This window comes from Amycolatopsis antarctica, from assembly GCF_002262875.1.
GTDB classification, from domain to species: Bacteria; Actinomycetota; Actinomycetes; order Mycobacteriales; family Pseudonocardiaceae; genus Amycolatopsis; species Amycolatopsis antarctica.
Genome location: NZ_NKYE01000003.1, coordinates 38,761 through 59,263, shown reverse-complemented (window position 1 = coordinate 59,263; position 20,503 = coordinate 38,761). Strand labels below are relative to the sequence as shown.

Sequence of the window (20,503 nt, the reverse complement as noted above, 5' to 3'; positions counted from 1 at the left end):
TGCTCGCTTCCTCCGGCCGGCGGGCTCTACTTGGTGTTCTGGTCGTCCTCTTCGGCGGGCACGCCACCGTCCTTGCCGCCCGGGATGACCGCCGCGGTGACCTTCTCCGAGGGGGCGTCGTGCGCCTCGGGGTGCGCCAGCGCCTTACCCGTGAAGCTGATGTGGCCCTCGTTGTGGATCCGCTCGACCATATGCGGGTAGTGCAGTTCGAACGCGGGGCGCTCGGACCGGATCCGCGGCAGTTCGGTGAAGTTGTGCCGCGGCGGCGGGCAGGACGTCGCCCATTCCAGCGAGTTTCCGTAACCCCACGGATCGTCGACCGTGACGATCTCGCCGTACCGGTAACTCTTGAAGATGTTCCAGATGAACGGCAGCGTCGACGCGCCGAGGATGTAGGCCCCGATGGTCGAGATGGTGTTCAGCGTGGTGAACCCGTCGGAGACCAGATAGTCGGCGTACCGGCGCGGCATGCCCTCGTTGCCCAGCCAGTGCTGGACCAGGAAGGTGCCGTGGAATCCGACGAACGTAGTCCAGAAGTGCAGCTTGCCCAGCGGTTCGTCGAGCATTCGGCCGGTGATCTTCGGGAACCAGAAGTAGATCCCGGCGAAGGTGGCGAACACGATCGTCCCGTAGAGCACGTAATGGAAGTGCGCGACGACGAAGTAACTGTCCGACACGTGGAAGTCGATGGCGGGAGCGGCGAGCAGAATGCCCGTCAGGCCACCGAAGAGGAAGGTCACGAGGAAGCCGACCGAGAAGATCATCGGCGTCTCGAAGCTCAGGTTCCCCTTCCACATCGTGCCGATCCAGTTGAAGAACTTGACGCCGGTCGGGACGGCGATGAGGAACGTCATGAAGGAGAAGAACGGCAGCAGTACCGAACCGGTCGCGTACATGTGGTGCGCCCACACGGCGACGGACAGCGCGGCGATCGCCAGCGTCGCCCAGACCAGTCCCTTGTAACCGAAGATCGGTTTCCGGCTGAAGACAGGGAAGATCTCCGAGACGATGCCGAAGAATGGTAGAGCGACGATATATACCTCTGGATGGCCGAAGAACCAGAACAGGTGTTGCCAGAGGATCACGCCGCCGTTCGCCGGATCGAAAACGTGGGCGCCGAGATGCCGGTCGGCGAGCAGGCCCATCAGCGCGGCGGTGAGGATCGGGAACGCCAGCAGGATCAGGATGCTGGTGACCAGGATGTTCCAGGTGAAGATCGGCATCCGGTACATCGTCATACCAGGAGCGCGGAGGCAGACCACGGTGGTGATCATGTTGACCGCACCGAGGATCGTGCCCAGACCGGAGACCACCAGCCCGGAGATCCACAGGTCGGCACCGACACCCGGCGAGTGAATCGCGTCGGACAGCGGCGTGTAGGCGAACCAGCCGAAGTCGGCGGCGCCACCCGGGGTCAGGAAGCCGGACATCACGATCAGCCCGCCGAACAGGTACAGCCAGTACGAGAACGCGTTCAGCCGCGGGAAGGCGACGTCCGGCGAACCGATCTGCAGCGGCAGGATGAAGTTGGCGAACCCGAACAGGATCGGCGTCGCGTAGAGCAGCAGCATCACCGTGCCGTGCATGGTGAAAAGCTGGTTGTACTGCTCCTGCGAGAGGAACTGCTGGCCCGGGCGGGCGAGCTCGCTTCGGATCAGCATCGCCATCGCGCCGCCCGCCATGAAGAAGGCGAACGACGTGACCAGGTACATGATGCCGATCTGCTTGTGGTCCGTCGTGCGGAACAACCGCAGCAGGTACGAACCCTTGGCCGACTCGCGCACCGGATACGGGCGCGTGGCGATCGGCTTGGGGGCTACGGCCGTCACTCCTGCCTCCTGCAAGCTTCGTGGTGGTCACGGGCCGCGGACGAGGGACGAACCCACTGCCGTCGGCTACGGGGATCGTAGCCCTCGGGCTTCGGGGGTGTGCGAACCGGCTGGCAAGATCACGTCATGCTGGAGCGCGCTCTCGATGCCGTCCGGGAGCTCGGCGCCCGTCTCGATCTTCCGGACGCGGAGCCCGAGATCCTGAAGGACGGGGCGAACCTGCTGGTGAAGCTGGGGTCCGTGGTGGCGAAGGTGGCCACCACGACGGCTCTGGTGCGGCCGGGGGTGGCCGCGTGGCTGGAGCGCGATGTGACGCTCGCCCGCTTCGCCGGCGCCCGTGGCGTACCGGTCGTCCGGCCGTGTGACGAACCTCCGCCCGGACCGCACCACCAGGACGGATTCGCCGCGACGTTCTGGCGGTACACCCCGCACGAGCAGGGCCGGAGACCGGAATCCGCGCGGACGGGCGAGTTGCTGGGAGTGCTGCACGAGGCACTGGCCGGCTATCGGGGCGCGTTGCCGGAGGACGGCCCGGCCCGCGAGATCGACGACGTGCTCAGCCTGCTCGACGCCACCGACCTGCCCGCGGAACTGCTCGGGGCACTGCGGGACCGCGCCCCGGACACGGTCGCGGCGGCGGCCACGGCCACGGCGGACTGGCCGGTGCAGGCCCTGCACGGCGACGCGCATCCAGGAAACCTGCTGATCACCCCGGACGGCCCGGTGTGGATCGACTTCGAGGACGCCTGGCGCGGACCGATCGCCTGGGATCTGGCCGTGCTGACGCGGGCGTCCCCGCACGAGGGCGTGGACGCGCTGGCCGCCTACCCCGGCTCGCCCTCACCGCAGGACCTGGCGCCTTTCGTCCGGCTGCGCGAACTGCACGCGCTGTGCTGGCATCTCGTGCTGGCCAGGCGTTTCCCGGACCGGCGCGCGCCGGCTCGCACCGCCGCGGACGCCTACCTGGCCGGGACGGGCTGAGCGACCGGACGACGGCAGGCGGGGCTCAGCGCACCGAGGGCAGCCAGGCCGCGATGGTGTCCGCGACGGTCGCCGGACTCTCCATCGGTGAGAGGTGGCCGACGGCGGGCAGTACGGCGAACTCGGCGTCCGGCAGGACCTCGGCCATCTCCCTGGCGACCTCGGGCGTGGTGAGCGTGTCCTCCTCGCCGACCAGTACGAGTGCGGGTACGTCCGCCCCGCGCAGGGTCTCGGTCGAGTCGGGGCGGGCCGCCATGGCGCGCTGGGCCCAGGCGATCCCGGCGGGGTCCTGGCCGTCGACGAGTTCGCGCACGGTGCCGGCGAGTTCGGGGCGGGCCGAGCGGGTGGTGGCGCCGAGCAGGTTCGGCAGCATGTCCCCGGCCAGCCAGCCCGCGTGGCCCTCGGACTCGGCACGGTCGGCGATGGCCCTGCGGTTCGCCGCAGCCTGCTCCGGATCCGCGCCCGCCCGGGTGTCGATGAGCACCAGCCCGCCGACACGTTCCGGTGCCACCCGCAGCACGGCCATGGTCAGGTAGCCGCCCATGGAGCAGCCGCCCAGCACGGCGCGCTCGATCTCCAGCTGGTCCAGCAGGGCGACCACGTCCCGGGCGGCGTCGGCGAGATCGGGTTCCCGGCCGGACTCGGGCAGCGGGGTACGGCCCAGTCCGCGCTGGTCGGGGGTGATGAACCGGGTGACCGAGGACAGCGGCGCGCGAACGTCGTTCCACATCCGCGAGTCGAGCGGGAAGGCGTGCAGCAGCACCAGCGGCAGTTCCGTCATGGGCGATATTGTGTTGCACCGCCGGGCTAACGTCACTGACGTGCGCACTGGACACGCCGAGTTCCGTACCGAACGTCTGCTGCTGCGGCCGTTCCGGGAGGACGACCGGGACGAGATCGTGGCTCTGCACGTCGATCCGGCGACGAACCGGTTCAACCCGCACCCGCCGGACGAGGCCGTGATGAACGCCAGGTTCGACGGCTGGCTGGCGGGCTGGGCGGCCGGCGGTCTCGGTTACTGGGCGGTGACCGGCGCGGCCTCCGGCGAGCTGCTGGGCGTCGGCGGCCTCAATCCGGTCGAGGACGAGGGCGAGCGGGTGCTCAATCTCGCCTACCGGTTCCGCCCGTCGGCCTGGGGGCACGGCTACGCGACGGAGGTGTGCCGCGCCGCGCTCGCGGTGGCGGCGGCCCGGTGGCCGGAGGTGCCCGTGCAGGCCGTCGTGCGGGACACCAACCTGCCCTCGATCAGGGTGACCGAACGGCTCGGCCTGCGGGAACACCGCAGGCGCACCAAGGACGGGGTCCGCGAGATCCTGTTCCGCCTGCCCGGCGCGGGCGTGCCCGGCTAGCGGATCCGTGGTCCGCGAGGTTTCCGCGGTCCGCGAGGTTTCCGGCACGGCGGAACGATGCCTCGGGCCGGAGGGGCGCTAACGGCGCCGGACCGGCCCGCGCCTGCCGCGGGCCTGCCAGCACGCGCGGTGCCAGTGCCTGCGGTCCTCGGCCGAACCCGTCTCGTCGGCGGGCCAGGCCACGACGTGTGGTACCCCCGGCCGGATCTCGTGGTCGCAACCGGGGCAGCGGTAGAACTTCGACGCGCTCGCGCCGGGCACGCTGCGCACCAGCCAGTCGCCGTCCGGCCCGGACTCCGCCCGCGCCCAGCCGGTCGCGGCGCCGAGCGCGGGGCCGGTACGCCTGCCGGGGTCAGGGCGGTTCTTCCTGGGCACGCCTCCACGGTAACGAGACGTGCGCGCTCAGCCGTAGGCGAGGGCGAGCGGAACGAGCTGCTCGGCGGTGGAATGGGAACCGTGCTGCCCGATCAGGCCGGACTCCATCGGCTCGGCGGCGCGGCGGAGAAGGCCGGACCGGCCGCGCGCGGCGGCCACCAGGTCACCGATCCGGGGGCGGACGTGGTCGGCGACGCGGCCGAACCAGCCCGCGCCGATGGCCTCCTCCCCGCGGACCACCCAGGCCCGGTCGCCCAGCGTCTCGCGCCAGGCCGTCAGCACGTCCTCGGTCGCACCGTCCATTGTGTACACATGACGGGCACGCACCTCGCCGCCCAGCGCGCGCACGCCGGCCGCGAGTTCCGGGGCGGCGTCCAGATCCACGGCGGTGCCGTCGATCCCGACCATGCCGTGGTCGGCGACCACGGCCAGCACCGCCCCGGCCGGCAGACCGTCCACAATGGATTCCACCAGCCGGTCCACCTGGCGGAGCTGCATACGCCACGGCGGGGTCCCCGGGCCGTGGATGTGGCCCAGCTTGTCGAGTTCGCTGTGGTAGGCGTAGCAGAACGCGGGCGCGGGACCGAGCGCGGCGATCACGGACGCGGCGAGGTCACCCAGCGCGTGCACACCGACATACCTGCCGCCGTGCAGCACCGCGCGGGTCAACGGTGTGCCGGCGAACTCGGCCGCGGAGACCACCGACACGGCCACCCCGGCGTCCGCGGCGGTGGCGAAGGTGGTCGGCAGCCGCTGGACCTCGCCCGGCGCGAGGGCATCCGCCAGGCTCGGGCCGCCGGGGTGGTGGCACCAGCTCAAGGCGTTGAGCACGCCCGTGCCCGGCACCTCGAAGCTGTACCCGACCATGCCGTGCTCGCCGGACTCCGCGCCCGTGCCGAGCGCGGCCAGACCCGCCGCGGTGGTGGCCGGGTATCCGGCCCGCAGCGGCGTTCGGGCCAGGCCGGCCAGCACGGGCGCGTCCTCGGCGTGCTGGTCGAGCAGTTCCCAGCCGAGCCCGTCCACCAGGAGCACGCACGCCCGCGCGAGACCGTCGCGCAGGCCCAGCGAGCCGGTGAACCCGGGTGTCCCGATGGCACGCAGCAGGGAGGGCACCACACGGGCGAGGTGCGGCACGGACTCGTCCGGCACGGGGATGTCCATGCGGGCCAGGTTCTCATCACCGCAACCGGCGGTCATAATCGTCGGCATGCCGACGTACGCGTACCGCTGCCGGGAATGCACCAGTACCTTCGAGCTCGTCCGTCCGATGAGCGCGTCGGGTGAGGCGGCCGAGTGCCCGGACGGCCACGCCGACACCGTCAAACTGCTGACCACGGTGGCGCTGACCGGCGCCGCCGGCGGGCCGGCCCCAGCTCCGGCCGCGGGCGGCGGCTGCTGCGGTGGCGGCTGCTGCGGCTGAATCCACCCGTCAGCGGCGCGTGTGGTCCTTGAAGCCCTTGCCGGTCTTGCGACCGAGCCGTCCGGCGGTGACCAGGTGCTCGAGCAGCGGGGCCGGGGCGAATCCGGCCTCGCGGAACTCGTTGTACAGGGTGCGCTGGATGGCCAGTGACACGTCGAGGCCGACCACGTCGAGCAGGTCGAACGGGCCCATCGGCAGTCCGCAGCCGACCTTCATCGCGGTGTCGATGTCCTCGGCCTCCGCGTAGTGGCCCTCCAGCATCTTCACCGCGTCGTTGAGGTACGGGAACAGCAGCGCGTTGACGATGAATCCGGCGCGGTCGCCGCAGTGCACCGGGTGCTTGCCCGCCGTGTCGCACAGCGCGTGCACGGTGGCGGCGACCTCCGGGGCGGTGGCGATGGTGCTGACCACCTCGACGAGCTTCATCACCGGTGCGGGGTTGAAGAAGTGCATGCCGACGACGTCGGCGGGCCGGGAGGTGGCCGCGGCGCACTCGATGACCGGCAGCGAGGAGGTCGTGGTGGCCAGTACCGCGCCGGGCCGGAGTACCTCGTCCAGCGCGGTGAACACGGCCTGCTTCACGGCGAGGTCCTCGGCGACCGCCTCGACGACGAGGTCCGCCCCGGCCAGTTCCCCGAACTCGACGGCGGGGGTGATCCGGCCCAGCGTCGCGACAGCGTCCTCCTCGCCGAGTTTTCCCTTCGCCACGGCCTTGTCGAGCGATTTCCGCACCTTCGCGATCGCCGCGGCGGCCTTGTCCGCGGTGCGCGCCCGCAGGACGATGTCGAGGCCGCGCCTGGCGAGCACCTCCACGATCCCGGTGGCCATGGTGCCGGTGCCGACGACGCCGACCGTCCGCACCGGGCGGGCCGCGGACGAGTCCACAGTGGACTCCGCGGACAGGGCGTCGGTGACGACCTCGGGCGAGTCCGGTGCCTGGTAGGTGTAGAAGCCGCGCCCGGACTTCCGGCCGAGCAGACCCGCGGTGATCATCTGCTTGAGCAGCGGGGCCGGGGCGTGCAGGCGGTTGCGCGACTGGTGGTACATCGTGTCGAGGATTTCGTAGGCGGTGTCCAGGCCGATCAGGTCGAGCAGCGCGAGCGGCCCCATCGGGTAGCCGCAGCCGTACCGCATCGCCGCGTCGAGATCCTCCCGCGTCGCGTAACGCTGCTCGTACATCCGCACGGCGTGGTTGAGGTAGCCGAACAGCAGCGCGTTGGCGATGAACCCGGCCCGGTCCCCCATCACCACGGGGGTCTTGCCGAGCCGTCCGGCGAACTCGACGACGTCGGTGACCACGTCCGGTTCGGTGACCACGGTGCGCACGACCTCGATCAGCCGCAGCACCGGCGCCGGGTTGAAGAAGTGCGTCCCGACGACCTTGCCGGGGCGGGAGGTGTGCATGCCGATCTCGGTGATCGACAACGAGGAGGTGTTCGAGGCGAGGATGGTCTCCGGGCCGATGATCCCGTCGAGACGGGCGAAGACCTCGGCCTTGAGTTCCAGGCTCTCCGGGATCGCCTCGATCACCAGGTCGGCGTCGGCGAGCGCGGCCAGGTCGGTGCCGAGACTGATCCGGCCGAGCAGTTCGTCCCGTTCGGTCTCGCCGAGCTTGCCCTTGGCGACGGCCCGGCCGGTGGAGTTGCGTAGGTGTTCGCGCCCGCGTTCGACGCCCGCGTCGTCGAGTTCCACGGCGGTGACGGCCAGGCCGCTGCGGGCGAGCACTTCCGCGATGCCCGCCCCCATGGTGCCCAGTCCGACGACGCCTACGTTCCTGATGTCCCTGGCCACAGCGTCCTCCGAGCGTTACTCGCCGGTAGTCGAGCTGATCGTGCCACGTCGGGCGCGCGGTGGCAGGGTTCGAACGGGTGCCGCCCGGATCAGTTTCCCCCGGCGGCGGGCAGCCGGGGCCAGGCGAGGGCGGCGGTGTCCCTGGCGATCGCGCACGGATCGCGTTCGTCGCTTCCGGGCAGCAGTACCCGCACGGCGGCGCGCTCGATCTCGTCCTCGATGCCGAGCTGGTAAGGGATGTTGTCGGTGTAGGCGTTGCAGACCTTCACCGAGTCCGACTGCGAGAGCAGCACGATCGTCGGCCTTCCCGCCACGTCCTCGGGGGCGGGGATGGTGCCGGTGGTGTCGTTGACGACCTTGCCGACGAAGAAGTCGAGCTGCACGTTCGCCTGCTCGGACCCGGCAGGGCCCCAGCGGCACTGGTGCTCGGCGGGTAGCAGCGTGGTGTCCTTCTCGGCGATCCCGGTGCGCCGGGCGAGCTCCGCGCCGGGCACCAGGGAGCAGGGCGACAGGCGCACGAAGGAGTTCGGCGCGGGATCCCAGTGCGTGATCGTGCCTGCCGTGGCGGCCCGGTGCACCCCGGTCAGCCCGGCCTCGGCGACGCCGCACACCTGGGCCCGGTCGAGCGAGACACTGGAGTTCTGCGGATCGGCGACCGCGGAGACGGCGAGTCCGTCGGAGAGCACCAGGTACCGCTCGCAGGCCTCGTCCGTCTCCGGCTTCTGCACCAGCCGCACGTTGCCGGGCAGCGAGCGGACGTCGGTCACGTCCTCGGCCAGCTCGGACTCCGGCAGCAGCAGGCCGATCCGGATCTCCACGTTCTGCCCCTGCACGGTGACGGCGAAGGTGCAGTCGTCCATCGAGGTACGGGCCAGCGTGCGCGCGGGACCGATCCCGGCGAACGTGTCCGGGGCGGTCATGCCGCAGGGATCGATGGAGCGCAGGTCACCGAAGACCGCCCTGGTGAGCGGGGCGGCCACCGAGGCGTCCGGCACCGCCGTGCCCGCGACCGCGCCACCACAGCCCGCGAGCAGCAACGGCAGCAGTACGGCGAACCGGACCACCCGTCCCCCGCGGGACGAACCCCGCCACATTTCCCGTGCCCGCACCGGCTGGTCCTCGCTCTCTTCGGCTGTCCGGACGGATCCTACGGGCGGCTCCCGCGATCGGGTGACTGAGTGCGGACAGCGTTACCAGGACGTCGCTACGTCGTGGCCGGGGAATCCACAACGGACGGACCGTCGCCCGGCTCGCCGAAGTCCTCGCGCACCAGGTCCTCCACCCTGCGCAGGGCCTCCGCCGCCGCGCTGCCGGTGGCGGTGACCTCGATCCGGTCGCCGTGGCGGGCCCCGAGCGACATCAGGCCGAGGACGCTGCGCGCGTCGGTCTCGGTGTCACCGAGCCGCACGCGCACCTCGGCGTCGAACTCCGCGACCGCCCTGGCGAGCTGGGCGGCGGGCCGCGCGTGCAGGCCGATCTCGTTGCGCAGGGTCAGCTCGACGGCCTGCCCGCCGTCCGGGATCCGTGCCGCGGGCCCGAGATCCGGCGGCGCTCCCGCCGCCGCGGCCGCACCGGCGACGGCGGTGCGGTCACCTCCGCCCTGCGCCTCGACCGCGGCGGCCACCGCGCCCTCCACCAGCGGGGCGTCGGCGACCGTGACCGACTCCGGCCGCGCGGCGGACTCCGCGGCCAGCTCCGCGGTCAACTGCGCGCTGCCGAGGTCGTAGAGCAGCACCACGCCCGCACCGGAATCGGCGTGTTCGGTGGCGGCGAGGACCTCGTCGTAGTCGGTGCCGAGGCCGCCGCCGGGCAGCCCGCCCGCGGCGATCACGGCGACGTCCGGTGCCATCTGCGCGGCGAGTTCGACGAGCCCCTCGGCCAGCTTCGCGCTGTGCGAGACCAGTACCAGCCCGACCCGGCTCATGCCCGGCCCGCCAGCGCCCGCAACAGCAGGGCGGTCGAACGCGCGCCCGGATCGACATGACCGACGGCGCGTTCACCGAGATAGGACGCGCGGCCCTTGCGCGGCACCAGCGGGGCGGTGGAGTCCGCCCCGGCGTCGGCGGCATCCGCCGCGGCCAGCAGCACCTGCCGGACGCCCGCCGTGCCGGACGCCTGCCGGGCGAGGTCCTCGGCCGCGGTGACCGCGGGGGCGAGCGCGTCGACCATCGTCGCGTCCCCCGTCTCGGCCTTGCCCCGCGCGCGGACGCCGTCGAGCGCGGCCCGCAGCGCCTCGGCCGTACCGGCGGCGTCGAGCTCCGCGTGGTCGCCCAGCGCCGTCGCCGCGCGCAGGAAAGCCGTGCCGTACAACGGTCCCGCCGCACCACCGACCTTCGAGATCAACGTGGTCGCCGCCAGCTTGAGCACCGCGCCCGGCGTCGCCGCGATGCCTGTGGTGTCCAATGCGGACACGATGGCGGCGAATCCGCGTTCCAGGTTCTCGCCGTGGTCGGCGTCGCCGATGACCCGGTCGAGTTCAACCAGCTCGTCCCGGTGCTCGGTCACCGCCTCGGCGGCCGCCCGCAGCGCGGCGGCGACCTCTGTTGCGCCACATGTCATCTCAGCGGCCCCAGCGCAGCGCGGCGGTCCGCACCGGCGCGTCCCAGAGTTCGGTCAGCTCCTCGTCGAGCCTGAGCAAGGTGACACTCATTCCCTGCATCTCCAGACTCGTGACGTACGGGCCGACCAGCCTGCGCCGCACGGTGATCCCGCGCTCGGCGAGCAGCCGTTCGGCGATGCCGTGCGCCAGGTACAGCTCCAGCAACGGGGTGCCGCCCATGGAGTTGGTGAACAGCAGCACCTCGTCCCCTTCGGCGTAGGGCAGGTCCTCGACCACCGCCGCGAGGAGGCGTTCCACCAGCGCGTCGGCGGGTTCGGCGGGAATGCGCTCCCGGCCCGGCTCGCCGTGGATACCGATGCCGAACTCGACCTCGCCGTCGCCGAGGTCGAAGCTCGGCTGCCCGGCGTGCGGCACGGTCGGCGAGGTCAACGCGACACCGATCGACCGCACCTGGCCGATCACCTTGCGCGCCAAGGCTTCCACCGCATCCAGCGAGTCGCCCCGCTCGGCGGCGGCACCGGTGATCTTCTCCAGCAGCACGGTGCCGCCGACGCCCCGGCGGCCCGCGGTGAACGTCGAATCGGCCACGGCCACGTCGTCGTCGATCACCACGCTACGGACGTCCTTGCCGTCCGCGGCGGCGAGTTCGGCGGCGGTCTCGAAGTTCAGCACGTCACCGGTGTAGTTCTTGACGATCAGCAGCGCCCCGGCATCTCCGGTGGTGGCGGCGACGGCGGCCTGTACCGCGTCCGGGGTCGGCGAGGTGAAGACGGCTCCGGGGACGGCGGCGTGCAGCATGCCGGGCCCGACGAAACCGCCGTGCAGTGGCTCGTGCCCCGAACCGCCGCCGGAGATCACGGCGACGCTGTCCGCGACCGGGGCATCGGCCCGCACCACCACCGCCGGGTCCTGTTCGACCCGCAACAGGTCGCCGTGCGCGAGCGCGAGACCTCGAAGCGACTGGGCGACCACGGTCGACGGGTCGTTGATGATCTTCTTCATGGACGGTCCTTCCCACGGCGACGGAACGCGTCTGCGACATTCCTACCGCCGCGGGAGCGCCGCCGCCAGAGCCGGAACCGCTACGGCCTTGGCAGCGTGCCCGCCGCGGCCTGCGCCGCCGTCAGTACCTTCGCGCACGGATCGTCCGCCGTGGCTTCGCCGTTGTAGTTGGACCAGCTGACGTTGACGAGTTCGTCCTCGCCTTCCTCGCCGGCCGTCCGGTGCAGCCAGGTGATCTTGCATTCGTTCGAGTCACCGAGCTGCTCGGACAGGCCGGAGATGCCGTTGCCGAGATCGACGGGCTGCCCGTCGTCACCCGGCCTTGGCGGATAGCCGGTGCGGAAGTCCACCGCCACGCTGGTGCCCCGCGACCGCCACTGACAGCCGCGCAGGCTGGTCGGCTGCTGCTCCACCTCGGGGGGCACCAGTCCGGCGATCACCTCGTCGTCGACGGCGGTGCACGGATCGACGGGAACGAGTGAACCCTGCGCGGCGGGGATCTGCGCCGGCCCGTCCCGCAGATCCTTGACGACCTGCTGCAGCACGGTGCGTCCCGGCCTGCACGGCTCGCCCGCGCCGCTGTAGTCGACCGCGATCTGTACGCCCAAGGCCGGGTCCTTGGACGTCAGCGCCGTGACGTAGCAGGTGCTCTCGTCCTGCTTCTTCTCGATCTGCGGCAGTCCCTCGACGCTGCCGTTGGCGTCGTCGGCCGTGCCCAGCAGGTACTGCCCGACCTCGATCGTCACGTCGAGCGTCTTGCCGCCCGCGTCGCGGATCGTGGTGGAGCAGCGGCCGAAGCCACTGGGCTTGCGCTCGTCGGGGGTGCCGAGGCTGCCGACCGCCTCGTCGGAGAGCAACGGGCACGGGTCCACGGTGCGCAGCCGGTCCGCGGTCACGGCCTCGTCGGTGATCGGCCCCGAGGGCACCGGTCCGCTGCCCCCGCTGCCCGGATCGGGCGGAACGGTGGTGCGCTGGAAGTTCGCCTTGGTCAGGTCCTCCCCGGCACAGCCGGCGAGCGTTCCCAGTAGCGCGAGGCCGGCCAGCGCGGCTCCCGTGACACGACGGAAGCGGGCGGCCCGAGCACGATTCGACACGTCGTGCACGTTAGCCGCCCGCTTCCGGGTGCGTACGCGGTACCTGACTATCGGTACCCGGTTCTCCTTACGGCGCCTGGTTGGGCTCCTCGGTCGCCGACTCCTGCTGCTGCTCGGGCGTCATCTCCAGTTGCAGCGGCCGGACCTTGGCCCACAGGACGAACAGCCCTGCGAAGACGAGCATGGCGATGCCCGCGTACAGGTTGATGTTCATTCCGTCGGCCTTGTCCAGGTCGTCCTGGCTGGTGAAGCCGATCCCCATCACCGTGATGACCAGCCCGTACACGCCGACCAGCAGCGCGATGATGAGGCGGACGTCGAAGGCGGCCGCACCGCGCGATGACGATTGCGTGCTCATTGTCTGCTACCTCCCCGATCAGAAGATGAAGTTCAGGATGATGGTGATGGCCAGTGCGATCCCGGCCAGCAACCCCGGCTTGCGGTACCAGCCCGCGTCGTCACCGGTGGTGGAGTGCTTCAGGCTGTCCTTCGGGGTCAGCGAGTACACCAGGCCGGCGAGTTGCGCCTCCGGCTTCGGCTGAGTCATGTAGGTGACCACGACGCTGACCACGATGTCGACCACGAAGGCGGCACCGGCACCGACGAAGCTCGCACCCTGGCCCGGCAGGTCCCATACTCCGGTCTCGGCCAGGATGAAGACGCCGATCGCGGAGAAGGTACCCGAGACGAGACCGACCCAACCGGCCGTCGCCGTCATCCGCTTCCAGAACATACCGAGGATGAAGGTGGCGAACAGTGGAGCGTTGAAGAACGAGAAGAGCTGCTGCAGGTAGTCCATCAGGTTCGAGTACGTCGACGCGATGAACGCCGTGCCGATCGCCAGTACCGTGCCGACCGCGGTGATGGTGCGGCCGAAGCGCAGGTAGTAGGCGTCCTCGCGGCCCTTCTTGATGTACGACTGCCAGATGTCGTAGGTGAAGACCGTGTTGAACGAGCTCAGGTTCGCCGCCATACCGGCCATGAACGAGGCCAGCAGACCGGCGATCGCGATGCCGAGCATGCCGTTCGGCAGCAGGTCACGCATCAGGTACAGCAGCGCGTTGTTGAAGGTGGCGCCGCTGGCCGCGTCGTCGCCCGCGAGCAACGCCGCCTTGTTCTCGCCCATCAGCTCGGTGACCGTGACCGCGGCGATCATGCCGGGGATGATCACGATGAAGGGGATGAAGATCTTCGGGAACGCGCCGATGATCGGCGTGCGCCGCGCCGCGGACATGCTCTTCGAAGCCATCGCGCGCTGGACCTCGACGAAGTTCGTCGTCCAGTAACCGAACGACAGCACGAAGCCCAGACCGAACACCAGGCCCAGAACCGACAGGAAGTTGTCGGCGAACCCGGTCAGTTCGGTTCCCGGCCAGGAGTCGAGCTGCTCGGCCCCGCCGGGGCTGGCCGTGACCTTCTCGACCAGGCCCTCCCAGCCACCGACCTTGTACAGGCCGACCACGGTGAGCGGGATCAGCGCGGCGAGGATGACGAAGAACTGCAGCACCTCGTTGTAGATCGCCGCCGACAGTCCACCGAGGGCGGTGTACGACAGCACGATCACCGCCGCGAGAACGATCGAGACCCAGATGGGCCACCCGAGAAGCACGTTCACCACGGTCGCGAGCAGGAACAGGTTCGCGCCCGCGATCAGGATCTGGGCCGCGGCGAAACTGATGCCGTTGACCAGATGCGCCGGTTTCCCGAAGCGTCGCAACATGAACTCGGGAACGCTGCGGACCTTCGAGCCGTAGTAGAACGGCATCATCACGATGCCGAGGAACAGCATCGCCGGCACCGCGCCGATCCAGAAATAATGCGCTGTCGGCAACCCGTACTGCGCGCCGTTCGCCGACATTCCCATGACCTCGATCGCGCCGAGGTTGGCGGAGATGAAGGCAAGGCCCGTCACCCACGCCGGCAGCGATCGGCCGGACAGGAAGAAGTCGAGGCTGCTGGAGACCTGTCGGCGGGCCAGATAGCCGATGCCGAGTACCAGCAGGAAATAGAACGCGAGCAACACGTAGTCGACCGCGTTAGCGTCTAGGCGAAGGTTCGCCTCCGCTAGGACGTGCACCCGACCCACCTCCGGAGTCAACATCATCGAACAAGAACCACCATGATTGAGCTGATCGGGCACATTACTGCATGATTTCGTCCCCGTGAATCCGCCTGGCCATCTCTTGTCCTGGCTGTCATCAGACATGCGTCCAACAGGAGTAACCAATGGTCACGGGCCGGTTACGGGTCCGTGCCCCACGGCAGCGTAGAAGCTAGCGATAACGATTCAGTCCGGGACACCGCCGTTCGGCGTGTGCCATTACCCGTTCGGACGGCTCTTCCTGGCGCCCGGGGCAGTCACCGCCCGGCAGGGCCCGTGCGGACAGCAATATGTCGACGTATCGCGCTCACGAGAAGCGCAGTACGTCGACATATCGCTGTGGTGGAGCCCCCGGCCCGGGGGTGGCTCGGGGTGGAGGGTTACGGGATGAAGACCCGGAGCTCCCAGATGATCGAGTTCTGGAACGGGACGTCGACGCAGGAGAAGCCGGTCCAGCGGTTCTGGTTCTGTCCGAGGATCCCATCCGCCCGGCAGTTCTCCGGTGTCCCGTACGTGCCGTGCACGGTCCAGCCCGCCGCGCCGGCGGTGGTGACTCCGCCGACGGCCAGCGTCGCCAGCGTGACGAATCCGAGGACGGACGCGCGCAGTGCCTGCTTCATGATCGTTCCCTTCACTCCGGTCCGCCGCACCGGAGCACCGGCTACGGCCGCGTGCCACCGAGTGGACCAGCCGGGTCTGAATCCCGGCTGGCAGAACGGTGAAATCGGTACGGGGACTCAGAAGAGGCGGAACTCGTCGGACTCGATGCCGCGCAGCGCGTCGTAGTCCAGGGTCAGGCAGCGGATGCCGCGGTCCTCGGCGAGGGTGCGAGCCTGCGGTTTGATCTGCTGCGCGGCGAAGACGCCACGGACGGGGGCGAGCAGCGGATCACGGTTGAGCAGTTCGAGGTACCGGGTGAGCTGCTCGACGCCGTCGATCTCCCCGCGCCGCTTGATCTCCACCGCGACGGACGCACCGCCCTGGTCGCGGGCCATGATGTCGACGGGACCGATCGCCGTCGGGAACTCCCGGCGCACCAGCGAGTACCCGTCGCCGAGGGTGGAGATGTGCTCGGCGAGCAGCTCCTGCAGATGCGCCTCGACGCCGTCCTTCACCAGTCCCGGCTCGGCGCCGAGTTCGTGCGAGATGTCGTCGTGGATCTCGTCGATGCTGATGACCAGTTTCTCGCCGGCCTTGTTCTGCACGGTCCAGATCTTGCCGTCCTCGATGAGCCAGCACGGCGGGCTCATCCAGTTCAGCGGCTTGTACGCCCGGTCGTCGGAGTGGACCGACACCGACCCGTCCGACTTGATCAGCAGCAGACGGGTGGCCATCGGCAGGTGGGCGGTCAGTCGACCGGCGTAGTCGACCTGGCATCGAGCGATCACTAGGCGCACCCGGCGAGGGTAGGCGACGCCGCGCGAGGCGCATCGCGGGGTGGTGGAATCGACGGGTGGAATCCATTGAGCGCATCGACTCCCGTGAGGTCTACCGAAACCCGTGGATGACCGTGCGGGAGGACGGCATCCGCAGGAAGGACGGCTCCGCGGGCATCTACGGCGTCGTCGACAAACCGACCTACGCCCTCATCGTGCCGCTCGACGGCGACCGGCTGCACCTGGTCGAGCAGTACCGCTATCCGGTGGGCGCCCGACGCTGGGAGTTCCCGCAGGGCACGGCACCCGATCTCGCGGAGATGCCGGCCGCCGAACTGGCGGCCCGGGAACTGCGGGAGGAGACCGGGCTGCTGGCCGGGGAGATGACCGACATCGGCGGCCTGGACCTCGCTCCCGGCATGTCCAGCCAGCGTGGGCGGGTGTTCCTCGCGACGGCACTGGAACGGGGTGAGGTGCGCCGCGAACACGAGGAACAGGACATGCGGGCGGCGGAGTTCGAGCGAGTGGAATTCGAGCGGATGATCGCCGACGGAGAGATCACCGACTCCCAGTCGATCGCGGCATACGCATTACTCCTGTTGCGTGAACGGCGCGGTTGAGCGAATTCGGCGGCAACCCGATGGCATTCCCCGGCGTATATCCGGTGAACGCGGACTTACGCCACTGAGGGGATCGCGGCGGCGCGTTCGTTCCATTCTGTTCGCATTGCCGACATTTCAGGGGTGAGCCATGTCCAGAACCAGGCCCTTCTCCCGGTGGAGACGACCGGGTCGCGCCCTCGCCGCCGCCACCGGCGCCGCGCTTCTGCTGTGCGCCACGAGCACCGCCGCGCACGCACAGGATCCGACCTCCGGCTCCGACTTCACCATCGACGGTCACGAGGACATCCCGGCCAGGACCGCCGACGGGCGCCTGGTGTTCCACCCGCATTCGGGCACCTTCGACCCGGCGGATCCGGGTGCCACCTACACCGGAACGATCACGATCGACGAGGACTGGGCCGAAGCCGACTGGCTCGCCTCGGTGAACACCGGCTGGCCCGGCGGCGACATCCTCGTCGAGAACGACGGATTCATCGCGCTGCACCAGCATTCCCGCGTGTGGAATCCGGACGATCCACTGTCCACACTGGCGCCGGACCCCACCCGGGTCGGCGGGGCCGGCTGGGACAGTTTCGAGGAGAAGTTCACCGGCTCGTTCGTCGGCCGCAACGGCCCCAGCATCGTGGGAAGGGATTCCGCGGACGGCCACCTGTACGCCTTCCCCAGCACACTCAACCGGGACGGATCGCTGACCATCGGCGAGAAACAGCTACTGGGCCGGGACTTCCGCGGTTACGACCAGTTCGCTTCGGCGGACCTGAACGGCGACGAGGTCACCGATTTCGTCGCCCGCTCCGGCAGCGTGCTGTACGGCTTCCTGATGATGCCCACCCCGGCCGGGGCGGAGGCGTCGACCAACATCGTCCGGATCAGTGACGGCTGGGAGCAGGCGGACACCACCCTGACCAAGGACGTCGATTCTGACGGAAAGAAGGATCTGGTGTCCCGGATCGCCGCCACCGGCGAACTCGTCGCATTCCTGAACGTGGGCGAGAACGGTGCCGTCGCGTTCTCCGGGCGTCATTCGCTGGGCTACGAATGGGCACAGGAGAATCCGATCTTCTGACCGTGGCAGCGCTCGGTCCCGTCGTCCGGAATCATCACTCCGGGCGGCGGGAACGTGCTCAGTCCGGCCATTCAGGAGGACGCTTCTCCAGGAACGCCGCCATTCCCTCCTTCGCTCCGGGTAGCTGGGCGGCGGCGGTCATCGTCTCGACGGCGATCGCGTAGGCGTCCGCCTCGGGGCGGTCGAGCTGGGCGTAGAGGGCCTGTTTGCCGAGTGCCTTGCTCGCCCGGCTGCCCCGGGTGGCGCGGGCGAGCAGGTCGGCGACCGCCTCGTCGAGTCCGGCGTCGGGGACCACCCGGTTCACCAGGCCCCAGTCGAGCGCCGTCGTGGCGTCGATGGTGTCCCCGGTGAGCGCGAGCTCCATCAGCCGCTTGCGCCCGACGGACCGCGCGACCGGGACGGCGGGCGTGTGGCAGAACCAGCCGCCCTTGCCGCCGGGAAGCGCGAATCCGGCCGACTCGGCGGCGACGGCCAGGTCGCAGCTCGCGACGAGCTGGCAGCCGGCCGCCGTGGCCAGCCCGTGCACCCTGGCCACCACGACCTGCGGCACGGACTCCATCGTGCGCATCAGTTCGGTGCACAGACGCAGCAGCGCGCGGACTCCGGCGGTGTCCCGGGAGGCGACGTCGGCGAAGTCGTGGCCCGCGGAGAACACCGGTCCCGCGCCACCGAGCACGATTCCGGTGGCCTCGCCGCTCGCCGCGTGCTCGAACGCGGCGAGCAGCTCGGTCAGGTGTTCGGCGGACAGCGAGTTGCGCCGTTGTGCCCGGTTCATCGTGATGGTGACCGTGGCACCGTCGGTCTTGCTGAGGATGTGCTGGTACTCGCCCATCCCTCCACGCTAACCCCGCGATCGGGCCCGGGACAGGGTCAGAACGGCTCGTCCCCCGCGATCGCCACGCGCTCGGCGACGCGGGCGTGCGGGTGGTAGTCGTTGACGGCGTAGTGCTGGGTGGCGCGGTTGTCCCAGAACGCCACCGAGTTCTCCGCCCAGCCGAACCGCACCTGGAACTCCGGGACGTGCGCCTGCGCGAACAGCAGCCGCAACAGCCGGTCGCTCTCGGCCCGGTCGATGCCGACGATGTGCGTGGTGAACGCCTGGTTGACGAACAGGGTGCGGCGGCCGGTCTCCGGGTGCACCCGCACCACCGGGTGTTCGACCGGCGGGAACTCGCCCTGCCTGCGCGCGAGATCGGCGGAGTCGGAGAAGCGGACGAATCCGGGGATGAAGTCGTGGACCGCGCGCAGGCCCTCGATGCGGGACTTCACGTCCGCGTCGAGGTTGTCGTAGGCGGCCGCCATGTCTGCCCACATGGTGTCCCCGCCGACCGGCGGCACCTCGATCAGCCGCAGCACCGAGCCGAGCGCGGGACGGGGACGGAAGGTGACGTCGGTGTGCCAGATGTTCTCGTAGCCGGGACTGGTGGCGCTGCGGGCGAAGCGGGTGACCTGGTCGGTGTCGCCGACCGGGATGAACGGGTTGGTCTCCAGTTCGCCCCAGTGCGAGGCGAACTCCCGCTGCTGGGCGGAGGTGATCCGCTGGTCGCGGAAGAACAGCACCTTCCACTCCAGCAGTGCGCGGTTCAGTTCCGCGCGCAGTTCCGGGTACATGGGAGCGCCGAGGTCGATGCCGTCGATCTCGGCGCCGATGACCCGGCCGAGTGGGCGGAGGCCGAACAGCCGGTACGGCGCGGATTCGGCGTTCTCGGGCAGCCGGTGCAGCACCCGCGGACCCTCCAGGATGCCGTCGGCGGGGACGGTGGCCGGACGCAGGGCAGGGCGGGACGGGGATTCGATGGACACGAAGAGTTTCCTCACTGTGCGGACGAGAAGGGCTCGATCGGGCGCGCGGGAACCAACCGAGTTCCGTGCGGAAATGGTTGGGGTGTAAGGGAAAGCGCGGATCGTCAGATCGGGGGCGAGCCCAGCCGTCCACGGCGCAGCAGCAGGGCCGCCACGCCGACTCCGGCCGAACGCACAGTCAGCGTCGGCCTGGGGGCAAACGCACGAAGCCGGGAGAGGGACATGTCCGCATGATCGACCCTGCGGACGGTCGGCGTCAAGGATGGGAGTAACAGCTCACCAGGCGGGACGCGAGTGTCCGGCCTGGTAGAAGGGAACGGCCGGCACCCGGTGTCACACCGGGGCCGGCCGTCGCCGCGCCTTCAGTCGCGGTTGAGAACCGCGTGCAGGAAGGACTTCGTCCGTTCCTGTTCCGGCGCGGTGAACAGCTTCTCCGGCACCGCGTCCTCGATCACCCGGCCACTGTCGAACATCATCACCCGGTCCGAGACGTTGCGGGCGAACTGCATCTCGTGCGTGACGCAGAGGAAGGTGATGTCGGTGGTCCTGGCGATGTCCTTGAGCAGGTGCAGCACACCGGTGACCAGCTCGGGGTCCAGCGCCGAGGTGACCTCGTCGAGCAACAGCACGTCCGGTTCCATCGCCAGCGCCCTGGCGATGGCGACGCGCTGCTGCTGCCCGCCGGAGAGCTGGGTGGGCCGGGCGGTGATCTTCTCCGAGAGGCCGACCATCTCGAGCAGTTCCCCGGCCCGCGTCTCCGCCTCGGCGCGCGACTTGCCGAGTGTGCGGATCGGCGCCTCGGTGATGTTGCGCAGCACGTTCATGTTGGGAAACAGGTTGAACTGCTGGAAGACCATGCCGATGTTCCGCCGCGCCAGCCGCAGGTGCGCCTCGTCGGCCGGCACCAGCTTGCCGCCCTTGTCCATGTGGCTCAACGGTTTCCCGGCGACGGTGATGGTTCCGGTGGTGACCTTCTCCAGCGTCATCAGCAGTCGCAGGATCGTGGTCTTGCCGGAACCGCTCGGCCCGATGAGCGTGACGAACTCGCCGGGCGCGATCGAGAAGTCGAGTTCCTTCAGCACCTCGTTGTCGCCGAACTTCTTGCCGACGCCGTCGAAACGGATCATCGCGCC

22 protein-coding genes are annotated in these 20,503 nt (G+C 70.0%); 5 read left to right on the top strand and 17 right to left on the bottom strand.

Annotation, left to right across the window (positions count from 1 at the left end):
* Positions 1-26 precede the first annotated feature (26 nt).
* Complete coding sequence (gene ctaD, locus CFN78_RS06070; protein WP_094861623.1) at positions 27-1,829, bottom strand: aa3-type cytochrome oxidase subunit I; 1,803 nt, start codon at positions 1,827-1,829, stop codon at positions 27-29.
* 126 nt (positions 1,830-1,955) lie between these two features.
* Here ctaD and CFN78_RS06065 point away from each other — a divergent pair, with 126 nt between their 5' ends.
* Positions 1,956-2,810, top strand: a complete 855-nt coding sequence (locus CFN78_RS06065; protein WP_094861622.1) for a phosphotransferase enzyme family protein — start codon at positions 1,956-1,958, stop codon at positions 2,808-2,810.
* A 25-nt stretch (positions 2,811-2,835) separates the two neighbouring features.
* Here CFN78_RS06065 and CFN78_RS06060 read toward each other — a convergent pair whose 3' ends face one another.
* The gene (locus CFN78_RS06060) at positions 2,836-3,591 is read right to left on the bottom strand and encodes an alpha/beta fold hydrolase (RefSeq protein ID WP_094861621.1); all 756 of its coding nucleotides are present in this window, start codon (positions 3,589-3,591) and stop codon (positions 2,836-2,838) included.
* Between the two features lie 40 nt (positions 3,592-3,631).
* Between CFN78_RS06060 and CFN78_RS06055 the strand changes: the two genes are divergently transcribed.
* On the top strand, positions 3,632-4,159 hold the full coding sequence (locus CFN78_RS06055) for a GNAT family N-acetyltransferase (protein WP_240519300.1): 528 nt from the start codon (positions 3,632-3,634) through the stop codon (positions 4,157-4,159).
* 78 nt (positions 4,160-4,237) lie between these two features.
* On the opposite strand, the gene CFN78_RS06050 is transcribed toward CFN78_RS06055, so the two are convergent.
* The gene (locus CFN78_RS06050; RefSeq protein ID WP_094861619.1) at positions 4,238-4,534 is read right to left on the bottom strand and encodes a hypothetical protein; all 297 of its coding nucleotides are present in this window, start codon (positions 4,532-4,534) and stop codon (positions 4,238-4,240) included.
* 27 nt (positions 4,535-4,561) lie between these two features.
* A complete protein-coding gene (locus CFN78_RS06045; protein ID WP_094861926.1) occupies positions 4,562-5,695 on the bottom strand; it encodes an alkaline phosphatase family protein in 1,134 nt (377 codons plus the stop codon).
* Between the two features lie 46 nt (positions 5,696-5,741).
* Between CFN78_RS06045 and CFN78_RS06040 the strand changes: the two genes are divergently transcribed.
* The gene (locus CFN78_RS06040; protein WP_094861618.1) at positions 5,742-5,954 is read left to right on the top strand and encodes an FmdB family zinc ribbon protein; all 213 of its coding nucleotides are present in this window, start codon (positions 5,742-5,744) and stop codon (positions 5,952-5,954) included.
* 9 nt (positions 5,955-5,963) lie between these two features.
* On the opposite strand, the gene CFN78_RS06035 is transcribed toward CFN78_RS06040, so the two are convergent.
* The 10 genes from CFN78_RS06035 to nucS all read right to left on the bottom strand — a co-directional run bounded on the left by CFN78_RS06035 (position 5,964) and on the right by nucS (position 15,899).
* Positions 5,964-7,745 carry a 3-hydroxyacyl-CoA dehydrogenase family protein gene (locus CFN78_RS06035; protein ID WP_094861617.1) on the bottom strand — a complete coding sequence of 594 codons (1,782 nt, stop codon included), beginning with the start codon at positions 7,743-7,745 and terminating at the stop codon, positions 5,964-5,966.
* A gap of 89 nt (positions 7,746-7,834) precedes the next feature.
* Positions 7,835-8,854, bottom strand: coding sequence for a hypothetical protein (locus CFN78_RS06030; protein ID WP_133116290.1), 1,020 nt, complete (start codon positions 8,852-8,854; stop codon positions 7,835-7,837).
* A 95-nt stretch (positions 8,855-8,949) separates the two neighbouring features.
* Positions 8,950-9,669 (bottom strand): dihydroxyacetone kinase phosphoryl donor subunit DhaM, encoded by a 720-nt coding sequence (gene dhaM / locus CFN78_RS06025; RefSeq protein ID WP_094861615.1) that lies wholly within the window; start codon positions 9,667-9,669, stop codon positions 8,950-8,952.
* Positions 9,666-10,304, bottom strand: a complete 639-nt coding sequence (dhaL, locus tag CFN78_RS06020) for a dihydroxyacetone kinase subunit DhaL (RefSeq protein WP_094861614.1) — start codon at positions 10,302-10,304, stop codon at positions 9,666-9,668. The genes dhaM and dhaL overlap by 4 nt, the downstream gene beginning before the upstream one ends.
* Before the next feature lies 1 nt (position 10,305).
* The gene (gene dhaK / locus CFN78_RS06015) at positions 10,306-11,307 is read right to left on the bottom strand and encodes a dihydroxyacetone kinase subunit DhaK (protein ID WP_094861613.1); all 1,002 of its coding nucleotides are present in this window, start codon (positions 11,305-11,307) and stop codon (positions 10,306-10,308) included.
* 80 nt (positions 11,308-11,387) lie between these two features.
* Positions 11,388-12,401 carry a DUF3558 domain-containing protein gene (locus CFN78_RS06010; RefSeq protein ID WP_165777465.1) on the bottom strand — a complete coding sequence of 338 codons (1,014 nt, stop codon included), beginning with the start codon at positions 12,399-12,401 and terminating at the stop codon, positions 11,388-11,390.
* A 67-nt stretch (positions 12,402-12,468) separates the two neighbouring features.
* Positions 12,469-12,759, bottom strand: a complete 291-nt coding sequence (locus CFN78_RS06005; RefSeq protein WP_094861611.1) for a hypothetical protein — start codon at positions 12,757-12,759, stop codon at positions 12,469-12,471.
* A gap of 18 nt (positions 12,760-12,777) precedes the next feature.
* The gene (locus CFN78_RS06000; protein ID WP_094861925.1) at positions 12,778-14,478 is read right to left on the bottom strand and encodes a sodium:solute symporter family protein; all 1,701 of its coding nucleotides are present in this window, start codon (positions 14,476-14,478) and stop codon (positions 12,778-12,780) included.
* A gap of 404 nt (positions 14,479-14,882) precedes the next feature.
* Positions 14,883-15,122, bottom strand: a complete 240-nt coding sequence (locus tag CFN78_RS05995; protein WP_133116289.1) for a hypothetical protein — start codon at positions 15,120-15,122, stop codon at positions 14,883-14,885.
* A gap of 117 nt (positions 15,123-15,239) precedes the next feature.
* Positions 15,240-15,899 carry an endonuclease NucS gene (gene nucS / locus CFN78_RS05990; protein WP_165777464.1) on the bottom strand — a complete coding sequence of 220 codons (660 nt, stop codon included), beginning with the start codon at positions 15,897-15,899 and terminating at the stop codon, positions 15,240-15,242.
* 65 nt (positions 15,900-15,964) lie between these two features.
* Between nucS and CFN78_RS05985 the strand changes: the two genes are divergently transcribed.
* Both CFN78_RS05985 and CFN78_RS05980 read left to right on the top strand, forming a co-directional pair.
* Positions 15,965-16,498 carry an NUDIX domain-containing protein gene (locus CFN78_RS05985; RefSeq protein ID WP_420807860.1) on the top strand — a complete coding sequence of 178 codons (534 nt, stop codon included), beginning with the start codon at positions 15,965-15,967 and terminating at the stop codon, positions 16,496-16,498.
* Between the two features lie 130 nt (positions 16,499-16,628).
* On the top strand, positions 16,629-17,567 hold the full coding sequence (locus CFN78_RS05980; protein WP_094861607.1) for a hypothetical protein: 939 nt from the start codon (positions 16,629-16,631) through the stop codon (positions 17,565-17,567).
* A 58-nt stretch (positions 17,568-17,625) separates the two neighbouring features.
* Here CFN78_RS05980 and CFN78_RS05975 read toward each other — a convergent pair whose 3' ends face one another.
* From CFN78_RS05975 to ehuA, 3 genes are all read right to left on the bottom strand, one after another.
* On the bottom strand, positions 17,626-18,399 hold the full coding sequence (locus CFN78_RS05975; RefSeq protein WP_094861606.1) for an enoyl-CoA hydratase-related protein: 774 nt from the start codon (positions 18,397-18,399) through the stop codon (positions 17,626-17,628).
* Between the two features lie 38 nt (positions 18,400-18,437).
* Positions 18,438-19,370: a TauD/TfdA dioxygenase family protein gene (locus tag CFN78_RS05970; RefSeq protein ID WP_094861605.1), complete on the bottom strand. Its 933-nt coding sequence runs from the start codon at positions 19,368-19,370 to the stop codon at positions 18,438-18,440.
* A gap of 362 nt (positions 19,371-19,732) precedes the next feature.
* On the bottom strand, positions 19,733-20,497 hold the full coding sequence (ehuA, locus tag CFN78_RS05965) for an ectoine/hydroxyectoine ABC transporter ATP-binding protein EhuA (RefSeq protein ID WP_094861604.1): 765 nt from the start codon (positions 20,495-20,497) through the stop codon (positions 19,733-19,735).
* Between the last annotated feature and the right edge of the window lie 6 nt (positions 20,498-20,503).